The 20367-nt window shown below is 64.2% G+C and carries 20 protein-coding genes and 1 tRNA gene; 10 read left to right on the forward strand and 11 right to left on the reverse strand.

Features of this window, described 5'->3' with window-relative positions; all coding sequences use genetic code 11:
• Window positions 1-2 precede the first annotated feature (2 nt).
• Both HWX69_RS12590 and HWX69_RS12595 read left to right on the forward strand, forming a co-directional pair.
• Window positions 3-761 carry a GTP cyclohydrolase IIa gene (locus tag HWX69_RS12590; RefSeq protein ID WP_178917441.1) on the forward strand — a complete coding sequence of 253 codons (759 nt, stop codon included), beginning with the start codon at window positions 3-5 and terminating at the stop codon, window positions 759-761.
• A gap of 175 nt (window positions 762-936) precedes the next feature.
• Window positions 937-2175, forward strand: coding sequence for an ABC transporter substrate-binding protein (locus tag HWX69_RS12595; protein WP_178917442.1), 1239 nt, complete (start codon window positions 937-939; stop codon window positions 2173-2175).
• A 30-nt stretch (window positions 2176-2205) separates the two neighbouring features.
• Here HWX69_RS12595 and HWX69_RS12600 read toward each other — a convergent pair whose 3' ends face one another.
• Genes HWX69_RS12600 through HWX69_RS12615 form a run of 4 tightly spaced genes read right to left on the reverse strand, consistent with a single transcriptional unit; the run spans window position 2206 to window position 6242 of the window.
• On the reverse strand, window positions 2206-2955 hold the full coding sequence (locus tag HWX69_RS12600) for an ABC transporter ATP-binding protein (protein ID WP_178917443.1): 750 nt from the start codon (window positions 2953-2955) through the stop codon (window positions 2206-2208).
• Entirely contained in the window at window positions 2952-3809 is an 858-nt protein-coding gene (locus HWX69_RS12605; RefSeq protein WP_178917444.1) for an ABC transporter ATP-binding protein, read from the reverse strand. Before HWX69_RS12605 ends, HWX69_RS12600 begins: the two co-directional genes overlap by 4 nt.
• Window positions 3802-5103, reverse strand: a complete 1302-nt coding sequence (locus HWX69_RS12610; protein ID WP_178917445.1) for a branched-chain amino acid ABC transporter permease — start codon at window positions 5101-5103, stop codon at window positions 3802-3804. Before HWX69_RS12610 ends, HWX69_RS12605 begins: the two co-directional genes overlap by 8 nt.
• On the reverse strand, window positions 5100-6242 hold the full coding sequence (locus tag HWX69_RS12615) for a branched-chain amino acid ABC transporter permease (protein WP_178917446.1): 1143 nt from the start codon (window positions 6240-6242) through the stop codon (window positions 5100-5102). Before HWX69_RS12615 ends, HWX69_RS12610 begins: the two co-directional genes overlap by 4 nt.
• 126 nt (window positions 6243-6368) lie before the next feature.
• Between HWX69_RS12615 and HWX69_RS12620 the strand changes: the two genes are divergently transcribed.
• The 5 genes from HWX69_RS12620 to HWX69_RS12640 all read left to right on the forward strand — a co-directional run bounded on the left by HWX69_RS12620 (window position 6369) and on the right by HWX69_RS12640 (window position 9584).
• Window positions 6369-7559, forward strand: coding sequence for a phosphoglycerate kinase (locus HWX69_RS12620; RefSeq protein ID WP_178917447.1), 1191 nt, complete (start codon window positions 6369-6371; stop codon window positions 7557-7559).
• Window positions 7556-8062, forward strand: coding sequence for a GNAT family N-acetyltransferase (locus tag HWX69_RS12625; protein ID WP_178917448.1), 507 nt, complete (start codon window positions 7556-7558; stop codon window positions 8060-8062). The genes HWX69_RS12620 and HWX69_RS12625 overlap by 4 nt, the downstream gene beginning before the upstream one ends.
• Before the next feature lie 11 nt (window positions 8063-8073).
• A tRNA-Thr gene (locus tag HWX69_RS12630) sits at window positions 8074-8147 on the forward strand.
• Window positions 8148-8386: 239 nt separating this feature from the next.
• Window positions 8387-9112: a high-potential iron-sulfur protein gene (locus HWX69_RS18385; protein ID WP_178917449.1), complete on the forward strand. Its 726-nt coding sequence runs from the start codon at window positions 8387-8389 to the stop codon at window positions 9110-9112.
• 265 nt (window positions 9113-9377) lie between these two features.
• Window positions 9378-9584: a hypothetical protein gene (locus HWX69_RS12640; RefSeq protein WP_178917450.1), complete on the forward strand. Its 207-nt coding sequence runs from the start codon at window positions 9378-9380 to the stop codon at window positions 9582-9584.
• A gap of 196 nt (window positions 9585-9780) precedes the next feature.
• Here HWX69_RS12640 and HWX69_RS12645 read toward each other — a convergent pair whose 3' ends face one another.
• Window positions 9781-11196: a two-component system sensor histidine kinase NtrB gene (locus HWX69_RS12645; RefSeq protein ID WP_178917451.1), complete on the reverse strand. Its 1416-nt coding sequence runs from the start codon at window positions 11194-11196 to the stop codon at window positions 9781-9783.
• 105 nt (window positions 11197-11301) lie between these two features.
• Here HWX69_RS12645 and HWX69_RS12650 point away from each other — a divergent pair, with 105 nt between their 5' ends.
• From HWX69_RS12650 to HWX69_RS12660, 3 genes are read left to right on the forward strand one after another with little or no spacing between them, the layout of a single operon-like run.
• A complete protein-coding gene (locus HWX69_RS12650) occupies window positions 11302-12093 on the forward strand; it encodes a hypothetical protein (protein WP_178917452.1) in 792 nt (263 codons plus the stop codon).
• 54 nt (window positions 12094-12147) lie between these two features.
• A complete protein-coding gene (locus HWX69_RS12655; protein WP_178917453.1) occupies window positions 12148-12387 on the forward strand; it encodes a hypothetical protein in 240 nt (79 codons plus the stop codon).
• On the forward strand, window positions 12384-13280 hold the full coding sequence (locus HWX69_RS12660; protein ID WP_178917454.1) for a DMT family transporter: 897 nt from the start codon (window positions 12384-12386) through the stop codon (window positions 13278-13280). Before HWX69_RS12655 ends, HWX69_RS12660 begins: the two co-directional genes overlap by 4 nt.
• A gap of 301 nt (window positions 13281-13581) precedes the next feature.
• On the opposite strand, the gene HWX69_RS12665 is transcribed toward HWX69_RS12660, so the two are convergent.
• The 6 genes from HWX69_RS12665 to HWX69_RS12690 form a co-directional block, all read right to left on the reverse strand.
• Window positions 13582-15429, reverse strand: coding sequence for an acetyl-CoA carboxylase biotin carboxylase subunit (locus tag HWX69_RS12665; RefSeq protein ID WP_178917455.1), 1848 nt, complete (start codon window positions 15427-15429; stop codon window positions 13582-13584).
• A 158-nt stretch (window positions 15430-15587) separates the two neighbouring features.
• On the reverse strand, window positions 15588-15830 hold the full coding sequence (locus HWX69_RS12670) for an acc operon protein (protein WP_178918339.1): 243 nt from the start codon (window positions 15828-15830) through the stop codon (window positions 15588-15590).
• Window positions 15831-15832: 2 nt separating this feature from the next.
• The gene (locus tag HWX69_RS12675; RefSeq protein WP_394353448.1) at window positions 15833-17377 is read right to left on the reverse strand and encodes an acyl-CoA carboxylase subunit beta; all 1545 of its coding nucleotides are present in this window, start codon (window positions 17375-17377) and stop codon (window positions 15833-15835) included.
• 91 nt (window positions 17378-17468) lie between these two features.
• Window positions 17469-18785 carry a sodium-dependent transporter gene (locus tag HWX69_RS12680; RefSeq protein WP_178917457.1) on the reverse strand — a complete coding sequence of 439 codons (1317 nt, stop codon included), beginning with the start codon at window positions 18783-18785 and terminating at the stop codon, window positions 17469-17471.
• Between the two features lie 76 nt (window positions 18786-18861).
• Window positions 18862-19569, reverse strand: coding sequence for an SDR family oxidoreductase (locus tag HWX69_RS12685; RefSeq protein WP_178917458.1), 708 nt, complete (start codon window positions 19567-19569; stop codon window positions 18862-18864).
• A 104-nt stretch (window positions 19570-19673) separates the two neighbouring features.
• Window positions 19674-20324, reverse strand: a complete 651-nt coding sequence (locus HWX69_RS12690; RefSeq protein ID WP_178917459.1) for a helix-turn-helix domain-containing protein — start codon at window positions 20322-20324, stop codon at window positions 19674-19676.
• Window positions 20325-20367: the final 43 nt, after the last annotated feature.

Consider the following 20367-nt stretch of genomic DNA (forward strand, 5'->3'; position numbering starts at 1 on the left):
TCGTGACGAACACGCAGGTAACGCTCATCCAGATAGACAACTACGGACCGTGGACTGTCACGCCGGAGCCACGTCGCGAAGTCGACCTCCAGACGCTGCAGTCGCGACTGTACGCCGACCTCTCGCAACTTTTCGGCAACCGCGAAGGATACGTTTTCTTCACCCGATTCGACAACATGGTCGCGGTGACGAACGGCCTCGACGCCGACGCCCACGCCCTGATTCAGGAGTCCGTCGGGAACCGCTATCCGGTGTCGATTAGCTTGAGTATCGCCGTCGACTCAGCCCCCGCCGAGGCCCTCGGAGTCGCGACGGACCAACTGCAGGACGCCGGCAGCGCACAGGACCGCGGTCGAACCGAGGTACTCCGCGGAGACACCCTCGCCGACGACGAACGCACCGACGACGACGTCCAAATCGCTCACTTCGACGTCAACGACGCGACCGAGAAGTACACCGACCAACTCAACGAGTTCGACTCTTTCATCAACATCGAACAGGGGTACGCCGAGTTGATGCGCTACATGCGGAAGGCACACGACTCGCTGTCCTTCTTCGTCGGCGGCGACAACATCATCGCCGTCTGCGATGCCGTCGATCGCGAGGGATACGCCGACGCCATCGAACACGTCAACGAAGCCGTCGGGGTCGAGTTGAAAGTCGGCGTCGGTCGGGCCCGGAACGCCCAATCGGCCGGAATGGCCGCCAAACACGCCCTCGAGACGTGCCGCGAGGAGAACACCGACGTGGAGTTCGAGTGACAGTCGACCGAGACGACACGAACCGCCCGCTCCCCGCAGGCGTGAAAGAACTGAACAGCTGCCGTGTTCATCCTTCGAGAGCCTGAATATCGGTTACAGACGGACTATCGCGGTTCTCTTCGTGGGAGTTACGGTGGACACTTTTATATCAGCCCGGTAGCTAATGACGGTCGGTATGAAACGAAATATCCAGCGACGCGATGTTCTGAAGGGCGCCGGTGCGGCCGGACTCGCCGGACTCGCCGGCTGTCTCGGCGGCAACGGCAACGGCAACGGCGGCAGTGCCGAAACGATACAGTACGGAATCCTGATGCCGGAAACTGGTGACCTCGGTGACCTCGGTGTTACCATCCGAGATGGAGCCCGATTGGTCAGCCGTCAGCTGGAGGGAGAGGTCGACTTCGAGTTCGATACTGCGACGCGAGACACCCAGACGGACCCACAGACGGGGCTCAGCGAAGCCGAAGACCTGATCAATGAGGGCTATCCTGCCGTCGTCGGTCCGGCGGCATCGAACGTGAACCTCCAGGTGACCGAGTCGGTGTTCATCCCCAACGAGGTAGTCGGTATTTCGCCATCCTCGACGGCTCCGGCCGTCACCGACCTCGACGACAACGACTTCATCTTCCGAACCTGTCCCAGCGACGCTCTCCAGGGACAGGTGATGGCGAACGTCGCCCTCGACAATCGCGGTGCTTCCACGTCGGCGACGTTGTATCTCAACGACGACTACGGACAGGCACTCGAAGAGGAGTACGTCGCCGCATTCGAGGACGGTGGCGGCGAGGTTACTGCACAGGTCTCTTTCGAGCCCGAACAGTCGTCGTACTCCTCACAGCTCGGTGAGGCACTAGGCGACGACCCCGACGTGTTGATGGTCGTCGGCTTCCCCCAGAGCGGTATCCAGCTGTTCCGCGATTACTACTCGGAGTACGATACCGGCGCCGAGATTCTCGTCCCCGACGGCCTTCGCTCGTCGTCGCTCCCCGACGAGGTCGACAATCCGATGAACAACGTCTACGGTACCTCGCCGTCCTCGCAGGGGCCGGGTGCCGACGCCTTCGCCAGCGCGTACGAAGAGGAGTGGGGTAACCCACCCGAAGTGTTCAACGGGCAGGCCTACGACGCTGCAGCGGTCATCACGCTGGCTCGCGTCGCCGCAGGCGAAAACAGCGGTACGGGGATCCGTGATTCGCTCCGCGATGTCGCTAACCCTGACGGAGACAACTACGGCCCGGGGGACCTCGCAGACGCCGTCTCCGCGGTCGCCGACGGCGACGCCATCGACTATCAGGGTGCCTCTTCGAGCGTCGACTTCGACGACAACGGCGACATGCGTGCCGTCTTCTACGAGATATTCAAATACGAGGAGGGCGACATCGAGGCACTCGACACTATCGAGTTCGAGGCGTAACACCGCAGAACCTTTTTTTGACCGCGTGTGTCAGCCGCCGAGGAAGTCCTGTCGCACCTGTTCGTCGGCCAACAGTGCGTCCCCGGTGTCGACGTAGCGGTTTTTGCCGTCGACGAGCACGTAGCCCCGGTCACAGCGTCGGAGCGCCTCTTTGGCGTTCTGCTCGACCATCAGTATCGCGGTCCCACCGTCGTTGATGCGGTCGACACGGTCGAACATCTCATCGACGAGATCGGGTGCCAATCCCGCGGAGGGTTCGTCCAGCAGCAACAGGTCGGGGTCGAGCATCAGTGCCCGGCCCATGGCGACCATCTGTCGTTGACCGCCCGACAACGTACCCGCCTTCTGTCCTTCGCGCTCGGCGAGGACGGGAAAGCGGTCGTAGACGGTCTCGATTCGCTCCTCGGGGACCGAATCGAGGATGTATGCCCCCATCTCGAGGTTCTCGCGGACGGTCAGTGTCTCGAAGACGTTGTCGTTCTGGGGGACGTAGCCGATACCCGTTCGGATTATTCGTTCGGGGGGAAGTCCGTGGATCTCCTCGCCGGCGAACCGTATCGAGCCATCCATGTACGTCGTGAGGCCGAAAACGCTCTTCATCACCGTCGATTTGCCGGCGCCGTTCGGACCGACGATGGTGACGTACTCTCTGTCGCCGACATCAAGGTCGACGTCGGTGAGAATTTGCAGATCTCCGTAGCCGGCATCGAGCCCTTCCACCTCGAGGAGCACGCCGGTCGACTCCGTCGCGGCACCGTCGACAGCGTCGGTGTCGCTCATATGTCCTCCCCGAGATAGGCGTCGATAACCGCTTCGTTTTCCCGAATCGATTCGGCGTCGCCGGTGGCAAGTACCTTCCCTTGATGCATCACGATTATCGGGTCGCAGTTCTCCATGATGATGTCCATGTCGTGTTCGACCAGGAGGAACGTGTAGCCGTCGTCTCGGAGGGCGTGGATGCGCTCGAGGAGTTTCTCTTCGAGCGTCGGGTTGACCCCCGCAAGCGGCTCGTCGAGCAGCACCATGTCGGGGTCGGTCATGAGAACGCGCGCCATCTCCAGCAGTTTTCGCTGGCCGCCGGAGAGCTCGCCGGCGTACTGGTGGGCGACGTGATCGAGTTCGAACAGCTCTAACGTCTCCCACGCCCGCTCGCGTACTTCCCGCTCCTGTTCGATCACGGCGCGTCGAGCGCCAGGTGCGACAGAGCGCCACAGCGACTCGCCGAGTTGTCGCTGTGGTGCGAGCATGACGTTCTCGAGGACGGTCATCTCCTCGAGTTCGCGGGCGATCTGGAACGTTCTGACGAGGCCGCGCTGGGCGATTTCGTGGGGTGCGTATCCGGTGATATCCTCGCCCTTAAAGTACACATGACCGTCAGTCGGCTCGTGGACCCCGGTGATGCAGTTGAACGTCGTCGATTTGCCGGCGCCGTTTGGGCCGATGAGTCCCGTGAGAGAACCCTCCTCGACTTCGAAGGAGGCGCCGTCGACGGCGGTGATACCGCCGAATCGTTTGACGAGACCGTCGACGCGCAGCGGGAGACTCGATGGGACCTGCTGGGCGGCCTTCTCTGTCGGTGAGTCGTCGGTTTCGGGCAGTTCCTCCGGGGCCTTGGCGGACGGTGCGTTACTCATCGTTCTCACCTCGGTTCGAGAGGTCGACCGCTGCAGCGGACTCGGTGCGATGGCCGAGGACGCCGTCGGGCCGGTAGCGGATGATGGCCACGAGGACGACCCCGAGGATAATGAATTGAATCGCACCGATGTTGTCGGCCGTGTACGCGAGGAACTCCAACGGCCCGGCGACGGCCTCCGCGAAGGAGTTCGGCGTCGATTGGACGAGGTTGGCGTTACTAATCGTACCACCGATTCGCCGGGGCGCCTCGAACAGCAAGCTCGCGAACAGGAACCCGCCGACGACGCTGCCGGTGTTCGAGCCCGAGCCACCGATGATGACCGCGATGAACACGTAAAACGTGAGGACGGGACGGAACGACGTGGGACTTACGAAGCTCTGACTGCCGTGCCACAGCATGCCAGCCAGTCCCATCAGCGCACAGCCGACCATGAACACCTTCACTTTGAACAGATTTGTGTCCTTGCCGAGGGACTTCGCCACGAGTTCGTCCTCTCGGATGGCTTTCAGGACGCGCCCGAACGGCGAATTCCCGATTCGGAACAGCAATGCATAGAACAGTGCGAGCGCGACGACGAGGACGCCCAGGTAGGTGATGTCGACGAGTAGCGGATCACGGAGTCCGACCGTATCGCCGAACCCGAATACGATATCGCCGAGGAACGTCGTCCCTGCCGAGCTGTCACCGCCGGTGTAATACAGGTAGTCGACGAGTACCGAAGGGGCGACCTCGATTGAGAGACCGCTCCCGCCGTTCGTTCCGACGCCAGTCTCGCCCGTGACGAACCGGGCCGTGTTCGACTGGAGCCAGTCGTCGACCGCACTCGAGAGCGTCACGTAACGGATGATCTCGGAGAGACCGAGCGTGACGATAGCCAGGTAGTCGGCTTTGAGGCGGAGAGCCGGCAGCGCCGCGAGCAGGCCGACGACGGCCGAGGCGGCCATGCCGACGATGACGCCGACCCACAGCGGTAATCCGAACCCCGCTGGGTCCGCGTCGGGAGCCCGAGTGAGCATCGTCATTGTGTAGACGCCGACCGCCATGAATCCCGCAACGCCGATGTTGAACAGTCCGGCGTAGCCCCAATGGAGGTTCAGTGCCAGCGCCGTAATCGCGTAGACGAGCATGAAGAACGTCACCGTCTCTAGAGCACCGATAGCGCTCGACGGCGTCCGGCCCAGCAGGATGACGCTGAAAACGAGATAGATACCCGCGACAGTAGCTAGGATGATGTAGATGTCCCGCTGCCCGATGGCGTCGAACAGTGGTTCGAGTCGGCTGCTTACGCTCATGCTGTCGACACCCCCTTGAAAATCCCCTCGGGGCGAAGCACCAACACGAGAATCATGATGGCGAACGCCGCGGCGGCGTTGAGGTCGCCCGGAATCCACACCAGCGACACCTCACGAACGAGGCCGATTACGAGGCCGCCGGCGATGGCCCCGTAAATCGAACCGATACCGCCGAGGATGACCGCGGCGAAGATGAAGAGCAGCAATAGCCAACCGAAGTCGAAGCCGATGCCACCGCGGAACAGAACGACGAGGTAGCCTGCGGCCCCGGTGAGGCCACCACCGATGAGCCACGTCGCACGGACGACGCGTTCGGTCGGGATGCCGGTCACGAGCGCGAGGTCCTTGTTGTCGGCCATCGCTCGCATCGCCTTCCCGAGTTTCGTCCGTTGGAGCATCAGGTGGAGACCGAGCATTAGCGCCACCGTGAGAATGACGATAGTCACCGCGTGTGGACTCACGGAGACCGACTCCGCCCCGAGCGGGATTTCATAGGAGTCAACCGCGGCGGTGACCCCGCGGCTCGAGGAGTCGTAGACGAACGACATGACGTATCGTAACGCGAGGGCGACACCGATGGAGGCGATGAGCAGCGAGATACCTCCGCGGTCACGCATCGGTTCGTAGACGATTCGGTCGATGAGTACGGCGATGGCCATCGTCGCGAGAATCGCGGCGATCAGACCGACGACCAGCGCTCCCGGCGTATTGATGGCGTTAGCACCGATTTCGCCGGTCGAAACGGACGCCGAACGGGGTCGGACCAACAGTAGCGAACTGAGTTCGACGGAGCCGAACCCAGCCACGAGGTAGGCGACGCCCCACCCTGCGAAGCCGCCGGTCGTAATCAGGTCGCCGTGAGAGAAGTTCGCGAAGTTCAGGATGCTGTACGTCATCGACAGGCCGATTCCGGCGAGGCCGAACAGGAGTCCGACGACGATTCCAGTTCGGACCTGTGAGACGAAGCGGGCAGGACTGTACACCCCACCTAAAGAGACGGGGCCGAGCGGAATCGTGACGGCCAGTAGTTTCGCCACGAGGTCGATCAGAAGGACGACCCCGACGAGTGCAGCGGCGACCGCAATCGGGTTGTCCACTGCGGCCTCTCGTCCGTTTGTTATCGTTTCTGCTACGCCCATTTACAGTTCACTGGCGGAGTAGGTGCGCCGAGCGGTAAATAAATCTTTGTTACGCGTCTGACGTTGCGACCCCGTCGATGCGCCCGAACGGAAAGGCCTTTGCTACGGCCGGCGGGAGAACCGAGCATGATACGGACGCTCGACGACCTCGACGCCGAGGGGAAGGCGCTCGGGGTTCGCGTCGACATCAACAGTCCGATTGACGGGGACGGACTCGCCGACGACGCCCGGATTCGGGCCCACGTCGACACCATCGAAGAACTGTGTCACCGCGGGGCCCGCGTCGCCTTGCTCGCCCATCAGGGGCGGCCCGGCGGCGACGACTTCTCGGACCTCTCGACCCACGCCGAACGGTTGGACGAACTCCTCGAGGCGCCAGTCGGCTACTGTGACGCCACCTTCACCGCGGCCGCACGCGAGCGCGTGACCGACCTCGAGGACGGCGAGGTCGTTCTTCTGGAGAACACGCGTTTTTACTCCGAGGAGTACATGTCCTTCGACCCCGCCGAAGCCGCCGAGACGTATCTCGTCGAGAGACTCGTCCCCGCACTCGACGCCTACGTCAACGACGCCTTCGCGGCCTCTCACCGTCGACAGCCATCTATCGTCGGCTTTCCGAAAGTGCTCCCCTCCTACGCCGGCCGCGTGATGGAACGCGAACTGGACGTGCTCGGCAACATCTCCGAGAGCCCGGAACCGCGCGTGTACGTCCTCGGCGGTGCGAAGGTGGACGACTCCATCGAGGTCGCTCGGTCGGTACTCGAACGCGGCCTCGCCGACTCGGTACTCACCGCCGGCATCGTCGGTAACGCCTTTTTGCTCGCCGACGGCGTCTCGCTCGGGGCGGCCTCGGCGGCCGTCGTCAACGAGCGGAGCCACGACGCAGTCAAGGGGGCCGGCGACCTCCTCGACGACTTCAGCCACCGCATCTACATGCCACGGGACGTGGCCATCGAACGCAACGGCGAGCGTGTCGAACTCGACCTCGAGGACCTCCCAGCCGAGAACCCCGCGATGGACATCGGTGCTCGGACGCTGGCCGCCTACGCCGACATCCTCGAAGACGCGGGAACGGCCATTCTCAATGGCCCCGCGGGCGTCTACGAGGACGACCGCTTCGAGGTCGGTACCCGAGAACTGTACACCGCGGCCACGCGCTCGGAGATGAGCATCGTCGGCGGCGGCGACACGGCCGCTGCGCTTCGGCGCCTCGGCGTCGACGGGTTCGACCACGTCTCCACCGGCGGCGGCGCCGCGCTCAACATGTTGACCGGCGGGTCGCTCATCGGTGTCGACGTGTTGAACGACCAGTCGTGACCGCGACGTGTCCGTCGGACGTGACCATCGGGGGTGCCGAAAGCGACGACGCTACTCGATTGGCCGACATCTGGGTCGACCTCGCAACGGACCAGCGGGCACACGGCTCGAATCTCCTTCCGGCGGAGAACCGCAACCGCGTCCGCGAGGCGATGCTCCAGCACATCGTCACGGATACGGTTCTCGTGGCTCGACGCGAGGGTACCGTCGTCGGCTTCGTCACGTTCGGCCGGGAAACCGAATACTACGAGCAGGACGTCCACCGCGGCGTGATTCACAACATCTACGTCACCGAAGGCAACCGCGGGGCGGGAATCGGGACCGCGCTGCTGGCCCGCGCCGAGGCGGCGCTTTCGGAGATGGGCGTCGACGCCGTCGCGCTGCAGGCGATGGCGAAAAACGACGACGCCCGTCGGTTCTACCGACGGCACGGCTACCACCCCCACCGAATCGAGTTCGAAAAGCCGACCAAAAGCGACACTCTCACTACGGGCGACGAATAAGACGCGAACGCGCCAGGGGAGCTTGGGTGGTTCAAGCACCCGACTTGTAATCGGGAGTTCGAGGGTTCAAATCCCTCCCCTGGCTTGTTTTCTCGCGTTCGAAGCCCCCGAAAGGCTGTTTGCTGCACTTCAGAGAAGTCGAGTGTAATGAGTACCTCACAACGTCTCTTTGGTCGACTGTTTTGAATAGCGCGGACGTTTTCATTTCTTGAGAAGTACCCACTCGGATTTGATTTCGAGGAATAATCGTTTAGTATGTCAAAGAGGGCTTCTTGGCGGCGTCGAGCATCGAATTACGACATGTGGAGTCGGCGGAATTACCTCGTGGCGACGGTCGGGGTAGCAGCACTAAGCGGGTGTACGGGCGACACTGGCAACGGGACAACCGAACCGGAAGGCGAGGAAGAAGAGGAAGAAGGGGAAGGGGAGGAAGAACGACCAGAGGGGGTCTCAGCTGAGGAATTCGAAAACGGCCCCGTGCCTGACGTGTACATGTCTGCGACGTCGCTGGGAAACGAACAACGCAATCCCGACGAGTTAAGCTCGAAATCGGACGTCGGTTTCTCCGAGTACGAGGAGGCTCTGGAGAACGACGCACACCAGCCTGGGACGTGCTGTGCGAACTGTGCCGACTACATCGTGGACAAGAACGGCGACACGTTCGGTGCCTGTGTGGAGGTCGAGGGGTACATCGACGGTGCGGACTGGTGTGTGATTTACGAGGAGTTGCCCGAACCTGAAGTCCCCGAGGGGATGTCCGAAGCGGAGCTTGCGACAGCCGAGGTGCCTGAGGAGTACCGGACGGCGAGTTCGCAGGCTGGTGAGGAGCGCAATCCCGATGAACTGCAGAGTCAAGAAGCCGTAAGCCTGATCGAGTCCGTCGATGCCATCGCGGACGGCCCCGCTCGACCGGGACAGTCCTGTGGGAACTGTGCGGAATTTATCCCGGACGAGAACGGCGACATGTGGGGCGCCTGTGCGAAGGTCGAGGGGTACATCGCAGTCGAAGATTGGTGTACTATCTGGGAACACGTCAGCGAAGAGGCCTGAGTGCCGTCGTGGGAGACGGAGTGACGATTCGAGGGCAGGAACCGACGACCGCGAACGGAGGCGACCGTCCCGGGCGAACCCGGAGCGGTCGGACGCCGACGGCAGCACGACGGTGGTAATGGTTATCTGTGGTGTCGACGCCCAGCAGTAGTTAGAACCCGAGCGCCCTAATTCTCTTGCCACGCATTGACGGCTGTTTAATCGACGAGTCGCTTGCCGGGCCGGAATCGGTCCGGTTTTGAACGCGGCCGGCGGAGTCGACGGTATGACAGCGGACGACGACCAACCGGAGATACCCATCGTCTGTTCGGACTGCGGGACGCGGACGAAGATACCGTTCTCGGAGGTCGAAGACGCGGTCGCACGCCACAACGAACAGCTACACGACGGCGACGCCGTCGCGGAGGTCGACCCCGACGTGTTCGACCAACTGGCCGACTACGTCGCCGAGGACCTCGGGCTGCTGGAGTAGTCGGGCCGGTTACTCTTCGTCCGTTTCTCAGGCCGTGAAAACGCGAGAGACCCTTAACCGGCTCCGAACCTCACGTTCGGGTATGCATCTGGTGGCGAAAGCTGGGTTGTTCGTGCTTACAATTGTGGTCGTGGCGTCGGTTCTCCTCGCGGTGACGTATCTCGGAACGACCCTCTCCTGAAAACGGGGAGTTACATCAGGCGGTCACGTCGGCGAGCGTCTGGACGCCCCGGATTTCGAATCTAGCGCCCCCGTTGGCGCCCTCGGCTGCGGAGATCTCCCAGCCGTGGGCCTCGGCGATGCTCTGGACGATGGCGAGGCCGAGGCCGGTGCCGTCGTCGCCGGTCGTGTAGCCCGCTTCGAAAATCTCGTCGCGTTTGTGTTCGGGAATGCCGGGGCCGTCGTCTTCGACGTAGAACCCCTCGTCGTCGAGCATGCCGACGCGAATCGTGGCGTCGTCGCCGCCGTGTTCGATGGCGTTTCGGAAGAGGTTCTCGAACAGGCGCCGGAGGCGTTCGCTGTCGGCGGTCACCGCCGGCAGGTCGTCGTACTTCACTTGCGCCCACATCTCGTCGACGCTTCCCCACGCGAGTTGGACGACCTCTTCGAGTTCCACGCGCTCGAACTCGTCGACGTCTTTGCCCTGTCGGGCCAGCGTCAGCACTTCCTCGATGAGCCGTTCCATCCGTTCGAGTGATTTCTCGGCAGTTTCGAGTTGGTCGGCGTCGTCCTCGCGGCTCTTTGCCATCCCGATGTTGCCGATGGCGACGTTCAGCGGGTTCCGGAGGTCGTGGCTGACGACCGAGGCGAACGCCTCCAGTTGCTTGTTCCGCCGTTCGAGCCCTTCGATGTGTTCGCGCTCCTCGCTGCGGTCGGCGAGAACGAAGACGTAGCCGAGCAGCGACTCCTCGCCCTCCACGGCCGAGAGTGTGCCCGAGCCGTTAAACGTCGTTCCGTCGGCACGCTGGAACGCCCCGTCGAGGTCGACGCCGTCGGTTCGGAGCGCCCGCTGGAGGTGCTGTTTGGCCTCCTTGTCGTCGTCTTCGGGGTAGAGCGCGTCGAGCCGAGCGCCGACGATGTCGGCGTCGGCGTAGCCGAATATCTCGGCCGCACCGTCGCTCCACTCCTCGATGTACCCTTCGGGGTCCAGTCGTGCGACGGCGAACCCGTGGGCGGCGTCCAGGGTTCCCTCGGCGACGGTCACCCGCTCGGAGAGGTCTTCGACCGTGTTCCTGCGTCTGGTGTCGACGAACGCGGCGGCGGCGGCGCCCGCGGTACCGACCGAGGCGACCGCGGCGACGACCAAAAGCGGGTCCAGCGGGGCGCCGAACGCCCGCGTTCGAAGCAACACTGCGTCGGCCGTCCCACCGACCGCGATACCGCCGACGACAGTCCACAGGAGGATGCGACCAGCGTCGCCGGAGAGCGTGGTGACGCGGTAGCCCAGCGTCAACAGCACGCCCCCTGCGAGGAACATCGGCGCGAGCGCGAGTACGAAAATCGGGTCGATGGTCTCGGCGGCCGTGGCTCGCTGTCCAGCCACGCCGATGGCGACGACGCCACCGAGCGCCAGCAGGATACCGACCGGAACTGCATCCAGGGAGCGTTCCATCGACACGTGTTTCCGCGCCATGGGGTATAATGGCTCGCATCGGATAACGATTCGACCCGCACCCGCGGTCGAAAGGGCTTTTCACCACCGGGTTCCCCCACCAGTATGGTCGAACCGACGGTCCAGTTGGTCGCCGCCGTCGCCGTCGGAGCCCTCGCCGTGGCTGTCGCCGGCTGGGTGGAGAGTCTCCCGTTCTCGGAGGCGACAGTCCTCGCGACGGGGCCGTGGACCGTCGCTGCCGGCGGTGTCGTCGTTGCCGCAGAAGTCGGCGTCTACGACGGGGTGCCGTTCGTCACGGTGCCGACGCTGTTAGTGAGCCTCCTCGTCGTCGCACTCGGGATCTGGTTTGCCTTCACCGGAATCGCGGAACTCCGAAAGCGGCCACACAGCGAGCGATATCTCGCAGCGTCGGGGACCGGGACGGCGGCGGTGGTCCTCGGTGGGCTGCTGTACACTGCCCCCGCAGTGTCGGCAGTCCGTCTCGCATGGATTGCGTTGGCCGTCGTCGCCGCCCCCGTCGTCGCCGTCGGTCCCTATTTCGTCTTGTCGTTGGTATACACCGACGCGGTTGCCCGACTCCGGTTCGCGGGACTGTACGCGGTCGCGGCCGTCGTCTTCGACGGCGTCGCCTCGGCTATCGCCACGGAGACGCTCGGAACCGGCCGCGAAGCACTCGTGACCTCGGGGCTGTCCCTTACTGCCGAAGCGGCCGGCGTCTCGCCGTCGGGCTGGCAACTCCTCGCGGCACACGCGTTTGTCGGCGTCGTCGCCGTCGCGGCGTTCGGTCGAATCGGACGGTGGCGGCCCGCAGTGGGCTACGCCGGCGCCGCCGTTCTGTCGGTCACTGCGTTGGGTTCCGGGACGGCCGTCCTGCTTTCGGCGGTGCTGTTCGGGTAGCGACGCGTCGTCCGTGACCGCGTCGATGGGGCGGTTTCTTCACGGCCGCGGCCGATGCAGCGACAACGCATGCAGATACGAGATACCGTCGGGACCGGGTTCGCGCTCCTCGTCGGGGCGTTGGTCGGCGTCGTCCTCTCGGCCCCCGCCCTGCCTCGGACGGTTCCGTTCGGCGTAACCACAGTCACGGTGAGTCCCGCGGGTGCCGCGCTGTTGGCCGGCTCGTTCGTGGTGTTGGTCATTCCGATGGTGATGCTCCTGTTGTACCTGGTCGTCGCCGGGAGCGAACGATGACGCGGGGGCGAAGCCTCGGACTCTTCGTCGCGCTGGCGGGACTGTGGGGGCTGTCCTTCCCGGCGATTCGAGCCGGGCTGTCGTCGCTGCCACCGCTCCTGTTCGCTGCGGCCCGATACGACGTCGGCGGGGTGCTCCTGTTGGCCTTCCTCGTCGTCCGGGGCATCGAGTGGCGACCGCGGACACGTGAGGACGGCCTCGCCATCCTCGTCGCCGGGGCGTTTCTCATCGCTGGTAACAGCCTGCTGTTCGTCGGCCAGCAGTCGATACCCAGCGGCATCGCCTCGATACTGTACGGCCTCGTCCCCATCCTGACGACGGGCTTCGCCGCGGCGTTCCTCCCGGAGGAACCCATCGGCATCCGGCGAATCGCCGGCGTCGTCGTCGGCCTCCTCGGCGTCGGCATCATCGCGCGACCGGACCCCGAGAACCTCCTCACCGCCGAACTCGTCGGAGTGGCGTTCGTCGTCGCCGCGGCCGGAAGCGTCGCGTTGGGGAGCGTCCTCCTGCGGAGTCGCCGACCGACGCTCGGTACCGCGGGAATGACGGCGTGGGCGATGATTGTCGGTGGGCTCATGCTCCACGGCGGAAGCCTCGCCATCGGTGAGCGTGCCGCAGACGCGACGCCGTCGCTCGTCGCCGTCGCCGCAGTCGTCTACCTGGGCGTCTTCGCCAGCGCCATCGCCTACGTCATCTACTTCACGTTGCTTGCTCGCTTCGGCCCGCTGGAAATCAACCTCGTCTCCTACGTCGTCCCGGTGTTCGCGACGGCAGGGGGAATCGTCCTGCTCGACGAGACGGTGTCGCTGCCGATGGTCGGCGGGTTCGCTCTCATCACGGGCGGGTTCGTCGTCCTGAAGGCTCGCACTATCGCTGAAGAACTCGGCAAATAGGGTCGACCGCGAACGGCGAACTACTCGAGGAGTCTAAAGTCGTTACTGCCACACTGACAGTTGGGGTTTCCGACCGCGTGGACACCTCCACCGGGCCGGACCTCCACCGGTTGGATGGAATCGCATTTCTCGCAGATGCCGATTCCATGCCTCGCCTCGTCGGTACTCGACATACGCGTTGGAACTGGGTCCGCCGTGTAAGTGATATGTTATCATACACCGTCCGAGTCCGGCAGAAAATATAAATAATAGAATCGGCACCCGTAACACTCGGGTCCAAAAGAACGGATACCTGGTGTCGTCAGTCGAGGACGACCAGCGGGTCGCCCTGGTTGACCGACTGTCCTTCCTCGATTGCGACTTCCTTGACCGTGCCGCCGAGTTCGGCGATGACGTCGTTCTCCATCTTCATCGCCTCCAGCACGCAGATGACGTCACCGGATTCGACGGTGTCGCCCTCCGCGACGTTCACTTCGAGGATTGTCCCCTGCATCTCGGCGTTGACGACTTCGCCTTCGGCGGAAACGGCGGGGGCGCTGCCGCCGCCACCGCCTCCCCCTCCGCCACCGCCTCCGCCACCGCCTCCGCCGCCTCCGCCAGCTGCGCCCGGTGCGGGACGGGCTGCGGCCATCTCGGCGCGCTCTTCGAGGTTCACCTGGAAGCGCTTGCCGTTGACCTCGACGGTGAACTCCCGTTCGACGACCTCCTCGTCGGTCTCGCTTCCGGTGTCGCCGGTGCCCCACTTCTCTTGGGCCTCTTCGAGGCGGTCGCGGTCGAGGTGGTGGTCGAGATACTTCGTCGTGTGCGTGCCCGCGGTGAACTCATCGTCTTCGAGCATCAGCCGATGGAACGGGATGATTGTCGGGATGCCCTCGATGTCGTACTCGGCGAGCGCCCGCGCCGAGCGGGCGAAACACTCCTCGCGGTCCTCACCGTGGACGATGAGTTTCGCTATCATCGAATCGTAGTCGGTGACGAGGTCGTCGCCCTGTCGGGCCGCGTCGTCGAGTCGGACGCCGATACCGCCCGGCGGGTCGTACACTTCGAGTTCCCCACCCGACGCGGGAGCGAAGTCGTCGGCCGCGTTCTCGGCGTTGATGCGGTACTCGATAGCGTGGCCTTCGAGTTCCACGTCGTCCTGTTCGAAAGTCAGCTCCTCGCCGGCGGCGACCCGAAGTTGCCACTTGACGATATCGATACCCGTCAGTTCCTCGGTGACGCAGTGTTCGACCTGAATGCGGGTGTTGACTTCGAGGAAGTAGAAGTTCGCGTCGGGACCGAGCAACTCGCCGTCCTCGCGGTCCTCTTCCTCGACGAGGAACTCGAAGGTGCCGGCGTTGTAGTAGTCGGCTTCGTCGGCACCGCGGCGAGCGGCCTCGCCGATTTTCTCCCGGAGTTCCTCCGAGAGCGCCGGCGAGGGTCCCTCCTCGATGACCTTCTGGTGGCGGCGCTGCAGCGAACAGTCACGCTCGCCCAAATGCCGGACGTTGCCGTGTTCGTCGGCGAGAATCTGTACCTCGATGTGTCGGGGTTCCTCGAGGTACCGCTCGAGGTACACTGAGTCGTTGTCGAAGTACGCCTCACCCTCTCGCTTGGCTGTTTCGAGTTGCTCTTCGGCTTCGTCGGGGTCGCGGACGATTTTCATCCCGCGGCCACCGCCGCCACCTTCGGCCTTGATGGCGATGGGGTAGCCGTTCTCCTCGCCGAACTCGTGGACCTCCTCGACGGAGGTGACGGGGTCGGTCGTCCCGGGGACGATGGGCACGTCGGCGGCGCTCATCACCTTCCGGGCCTTCGTCTTCTCGCCGGCCTGCTCCATCGACTCCGAGGAGGGGCCGACCCACGTGATGCCCTCGGTGTCCTCTACCTTCCCGGCGAACTCGGCGTTTTCCGCGAGGAACCCGTAGCCGGGGTGGATGGCGTCAGCGTCGGCCTTCTCGGCAGCCTCGATGACTCCCTCGTGGTCGAGATACGAGTCGGCCGCCCGCGCGGGGCCGATGTTGTACGCTTCGTCGGCGTAGCGGACGTGGCCGCTGTGTTTGTCGGCGTCGCTGTAGACGGCGACGGTGTCGATACCGAGGTCATCGCAGGCGCGCATCACGCGCACCGCGATTTCACCCCGGTTGGCGACGAGTACCTTATCGAACATCGTATACTGGTCCACCGACGGAGAACTTGTCATTCTATCGGTTTTCACGATTTTCAACACCACACAAATTTATCGTTTATTTGCGTACACCGCATCGATTGCGCCGGTTTACGCGGCCCCTGCGTCGGTGTACCGAGGGTCTGTCAGCGGACGAACAGTCAGCGGAACGGCATCCGCTCGGTGCGTCCGGCGGCGCTCCAAGCGTCGTCGGGGGCTCCCGCCGGTGTGCGAATCCGGCGGCCCTGTAACGAATCGACGCGGCCGGAGAACCGCCACCGCCGGTCGTTCCAGTCGGTCGTTTCCTCGTCGTCGTCGCCGTCGGCGTTGACGTGGGCACGGATGACGGCGGCGATGGCGGCGGCCTCGTCCTCGTCGGCGTCGTCGGGAACGTTCAGACGCATGCTCACAGCGGGATGTTGCCGTGTTTGCGGTCCGGCGTGTCCTTGCGTTTGGATTCGAGCATCTCGAGGTCGCGAATGAGTCGCGGTCGCGTCTCCTTCGGCTCCAATACGTCGTCGACGAAGCCGCGTTCGGCCGCCGTGTAGGGGTTGGCGAACTGGTCGCGGTACTCGTCGATGAGTTGCTGACGCCGGGCCTCCACGTCGTCGGCGGCCGCCAGTTCGTCGTCGTAGAGGATGTTGACCGCACCCTTCGGCCCCATAACGGCGATTTCGGCGGTGGGCCAGGCGTAGTTCACGTCGGCTTCGAGGTGTTTCGACGCCATCACGTCGTAGGCGCCGCCGTAGGCCTTCCGGGTGATGACGGTCAGAAGCGGCACCGTTGCCTCGCTGAAGGCGTACAGCAACTTCGCGCCGTGTTTGATGATGCCGCCGTGTTCCTGGTCGGTGCCGGGCATGAAGCCAGGCACGTCGACGAACGTGACGATGGGGATGTTGAAGGCGTCACAGAACCGAACGAATCGACCGCCTTTCAGCGAGGCGTCGATGTCCAGCGTGCCGGCGTTGACCCGCGGTTGATTGGCGACGATGCCGACCGACCGGCCGTCGAGGCGGCCGAACCCGGTGACCAGATTGCGGGCGTACCCTTCCGCCACCTCGAAGAACGAATCCTCGTCGACGACGCGGTCAATTACGTTGACGATGTCGTAGGGTTTCTGGGGTTCCGCGGGCACTACGTCGGCCAACTCTTCGTCGCGGCGCTCGGGGTCGTCCCAGGGCTCGACCCGCGGCGGGTCCTCGACGTTGTTCGAGGGGAGATACGACAGCAGATACCGGATGTCGTCGAGTGCTTCCTTCTCGGCGGCCGACGAGAAGTGTGCGACGCCGGATTCCTTGGTGTGCGTGGAGGCGCCGCCCAACTCCTCGAAGCCGACTTCCTCGCCGGTGACCGTCTCGATGACGTCGGGGCCGGTGATGAACATGTGGCTGGTCTCTTCGACCATGAAGATGAAGTCGGTAATCGCCGGCGAGTACACCGCGCCGCCGGCGCACGGGCCCATGATGGCCGAAATCTGGGGGACGACGCCGCTGGCCTTCTGATTGCGGTGGAAGATGTCGGCGTACCCAGCGAGTGAGTCGATGCCTTCCTGAATCCGGGCGCCCGCGGAGTCGTTCAGACCGATGATGGGCGCGCCGGTCTCGACGGCGCGGTCCATCACTTTGCACACCTTCTCGGCGAAGGCTTCACCGAGGGACCCACCGAAGACGGTGAAGTCGTGGGCGAAGACGAACACCTGTCGGCCGTCGACCTCGCCGTAACCGGTGACGACGCCGTCGCCGTACGGCTGGTCTTCGTCCATGTCGAAGTTCGTACTGCGATGGGTTTTCAGTTGGTCGAACTCCTCGAAGGTGCCGTCGTCGAGGAAGTACTCGATTCGCTCGCGAGCGGTCATCTTCCCCTTCTCGTGTTGTTTGGCGATGCGCTCTTCGCCACCGCCCTTCTCGGCGTCCCGTTTCAGCTCGCGTAGTTCCTCGATCTTGTCGTCCATTGTCAACCCAGTTGGCGGGAAAACGAGGAGCCACGAAAAAGGGTTTCCGCTATCGAGACAGCGACGAACCGATTGTGTTTCCCGGGCGTCGCTACAGCGGCGCACCGGTCAACTCGAAGAGGCTCAACGCGACCGTCCCGAGGACGGCCAGAAACACGATGGAGCGAATCGACCACAGCCACACGGTTCCGAGCCCCTCGAACCCGTCGGCTCCCTTTCGAATCTCGTCGACGGCGTCGTCGGCGAGCACCCAGCCGACGAAGACGACGACCAGCAGGACGGCCGTCGGCAACAGCAGGTTCACGCCGATGGCGTCGAACCACGTCAGCCACGCGGTGTCCAGCGCCGAGGGGATGCCGAGTGCGAAGACGATGCCACCGAGCAGTGCGGTCGTTCGGCGGCGTTCGAATCCGTAGGTGTCGACGAGATGGGAGACGACGACCTCCAGAAGTGAGATAGCCGACGACAGCGCCGCGACGGCCACGATGAGGAAGAAGACGAAGCCGACCGCCGACCCGAACGGTACGTCCGAGAGTGCGGTCGGAATCGAGACGAAAATCGCGCCTGGGCCAGCCTCACCGTAGCCGCCACCCTGAACCGCCAACAGCGGAAAGACGACGAGTCCAGCCGTAATTCCGATGAGCGTGTTCGTCAACGCGATGGCGCCGCCGTCGACGAAGAGGTTCTCGTCGTCGTCGATGTAGGAGGCGTACGTTATCATCACCGCAAACCCGAGCGACAGCGAGAACAGCGCCTGTCCCACCGCCGCTGGAACGACCGTCTGGTAGTTCGCGAGGAGTGCACCGAAATCAGGCGAGAGGAAGTACTGATAGCCGGCGCCCGACCCCGGGAGCGTAAAGGCGTACACCGCCAACCCGACGAGCAAGACGACGATGCTCGGCACCATCACTTTCGTCGCCTTCTCGATGCCGCCGCGGATGCCGAAGGCGACGATGCCGACGGTGACGAGCATGAACGCGGCGTGGAAAGCGAGCGCCTCCGGCCCGGCGGAAACTGCCCCGAAGTACTCACCCGGGGCTTCGAGATAGCCGCCGGTGACGCTGGCGCCGATGTAGCGGAACACCCACCCGCCGACGACGCTGTAGTACGACAGCGTCCAGAAGCCCCCGAAGACACCTAAGGCGCCGACCGCACGCCAGCCGGGGTGGTCGAGTGCGTCGAAGGCGCTGATGGCGCTGATGTCGGCACGGCGTCCAACGACGAACTCAGCGAGTATCGCCGGCAATCCGATGACGACGACCGCGAGTAGATACACCAACAGGAACGCCGCGCCGCCGAACTCGGCGGTCTGGTACGGGAACCGCCAGATGTTCCCAAGGCCGACCGCCGACCCGATGGACGCGAGGATGAATCCGATTCGTGTCGCCCACGTTTCTCTGTCTGTCATCGGTCGAATCCCGGAGGTGGGGACGCAAAAATGGCGCTATTCGAACGTAGGCGCGTTCCCGCGTCACACGCTCACGTTAGGCTTCGCCGTACACCGGCACCGCCGCGCCGCTCGTCACCGTCGCCTCGTCGGAACAGAGGAACATGACCACGTCGGCGATGTCGCCGGGGTCGACCCACGAGTCGTGGTCGGCGTCGGGCATCATCTCGCGGTTCATCGGCGTGTCGATGACGCTCGGCATGATGGCGTTGGCCCGGAGGTCGCCGAGGTTCTCCTCGGCGACGGTTTCGGTCAGGAGCCGAACCCCGGCCTTCGAGGCGCGATACGGACCGTCTCCCTCACCGCCCTCCAGCGACGACCGCGCCGACACCGAGACGATGGCGCCGCCGGTCTCTCTGAGGTGCGGAATCGCGTGTTTCGAGGCGAGAAACATCGACTTGAGGTTCACGTCGAACAACATGTCGAACTCCGAAACGTCGGTGTCCTCGATGGGGTCGCCACCGCGCCACGTGCCCGCGATGTTACACAGTGCGTCGAGACGGCCGTGGTCGTCGACGACAGCCGAAACGGTGTCGCGGACGCTGTCCTCGTCGGTTGCGTCGGTTTCGTAGAACTCGACGGCCGAGGAATCGACCAGCGCGTCGTCGTCGCTCGGCGCGACGATGTCCGCAGCACACACCGTCGCCCCGGCCGAATCGAAGGCTTCGGCGATGGCACTTCCGAGAGCCCCGCTTGCCCCGGTCACCAATACGACCGCCCCGTCGAAATCGTATTCTACTGCCATACTGCCCGTAGGGGCGCGTACCGCATAAAATCGCGTGGCGGGTGAAACGTAGCGACCACTTCCGCTGGCTGGCGGAAATTTATATACGTGGTTTGGTTGCGGGCCTACTCCCGAAGCGCCCGCAACACCTTCCCCTCGATTCGTCGGAGGTGTTCACCGACCGTCGCGGGAGCCAGTCCGACGGCGTCGGCGACATCGGCCTGTGTGCCACGGCGTGGTTCCTCGTAGTAACCCACCGCGAGGGCGGCGTCGAGAACCTCGAGTTGTTTGTCGGTGAGCAGCGACTCGGGGCGGTTGGGTTCCGGGGCGTACGCACCGATTTCGACCAACTCGACGTGAAGGTCGTCGGGGAGTCCGTCCAAGGCGTCCTGCAGCGTCGCGTCGTCGCCGACGGCGGATATCTCCAGACGGCCGTCCGAGAGCCACCGTATCGGTGTTCGGACGACCAGTTCGTGTGACCGGCGCAGCGTCAACAGCGCCGCCGCGGCCGCGGTCTGCTCGAAGTGGACGAAGACGTGGATGGTCTCGTCGGTAACGCTCGCGTGGAACGCCGAGACACCCGCCGACTCCGAGAGAATGGTTCGGAGTTCCTCGGCGTCGCCTCGTAGCCGACACAGCGCCACGCCGGTGCCGTCCTCCAGCAGCGAAATCCCGTCGATGGCCACCCGTTCGATATCGGGGTGGTCGGCCACGTCGCTGTCGGCCGGGTGGAGGCCGCTGCCGGGCGCCGACAGCCGAATCGTGGCGGTCCGCATATCTGACCTGTCAACTCCGTCCGTAAAAAACACTCCCCAGATA

It is taken from the genome of Natronomonas gomsonensis (assembly GCF_013391635.1).
GTDB classification, from domain to species: Archaea; Halobacteriota; Halobacteria; order Halobacteriales; family Haloarculaceae; genus Natronomonas; species Natronomonas gomsonensis_A.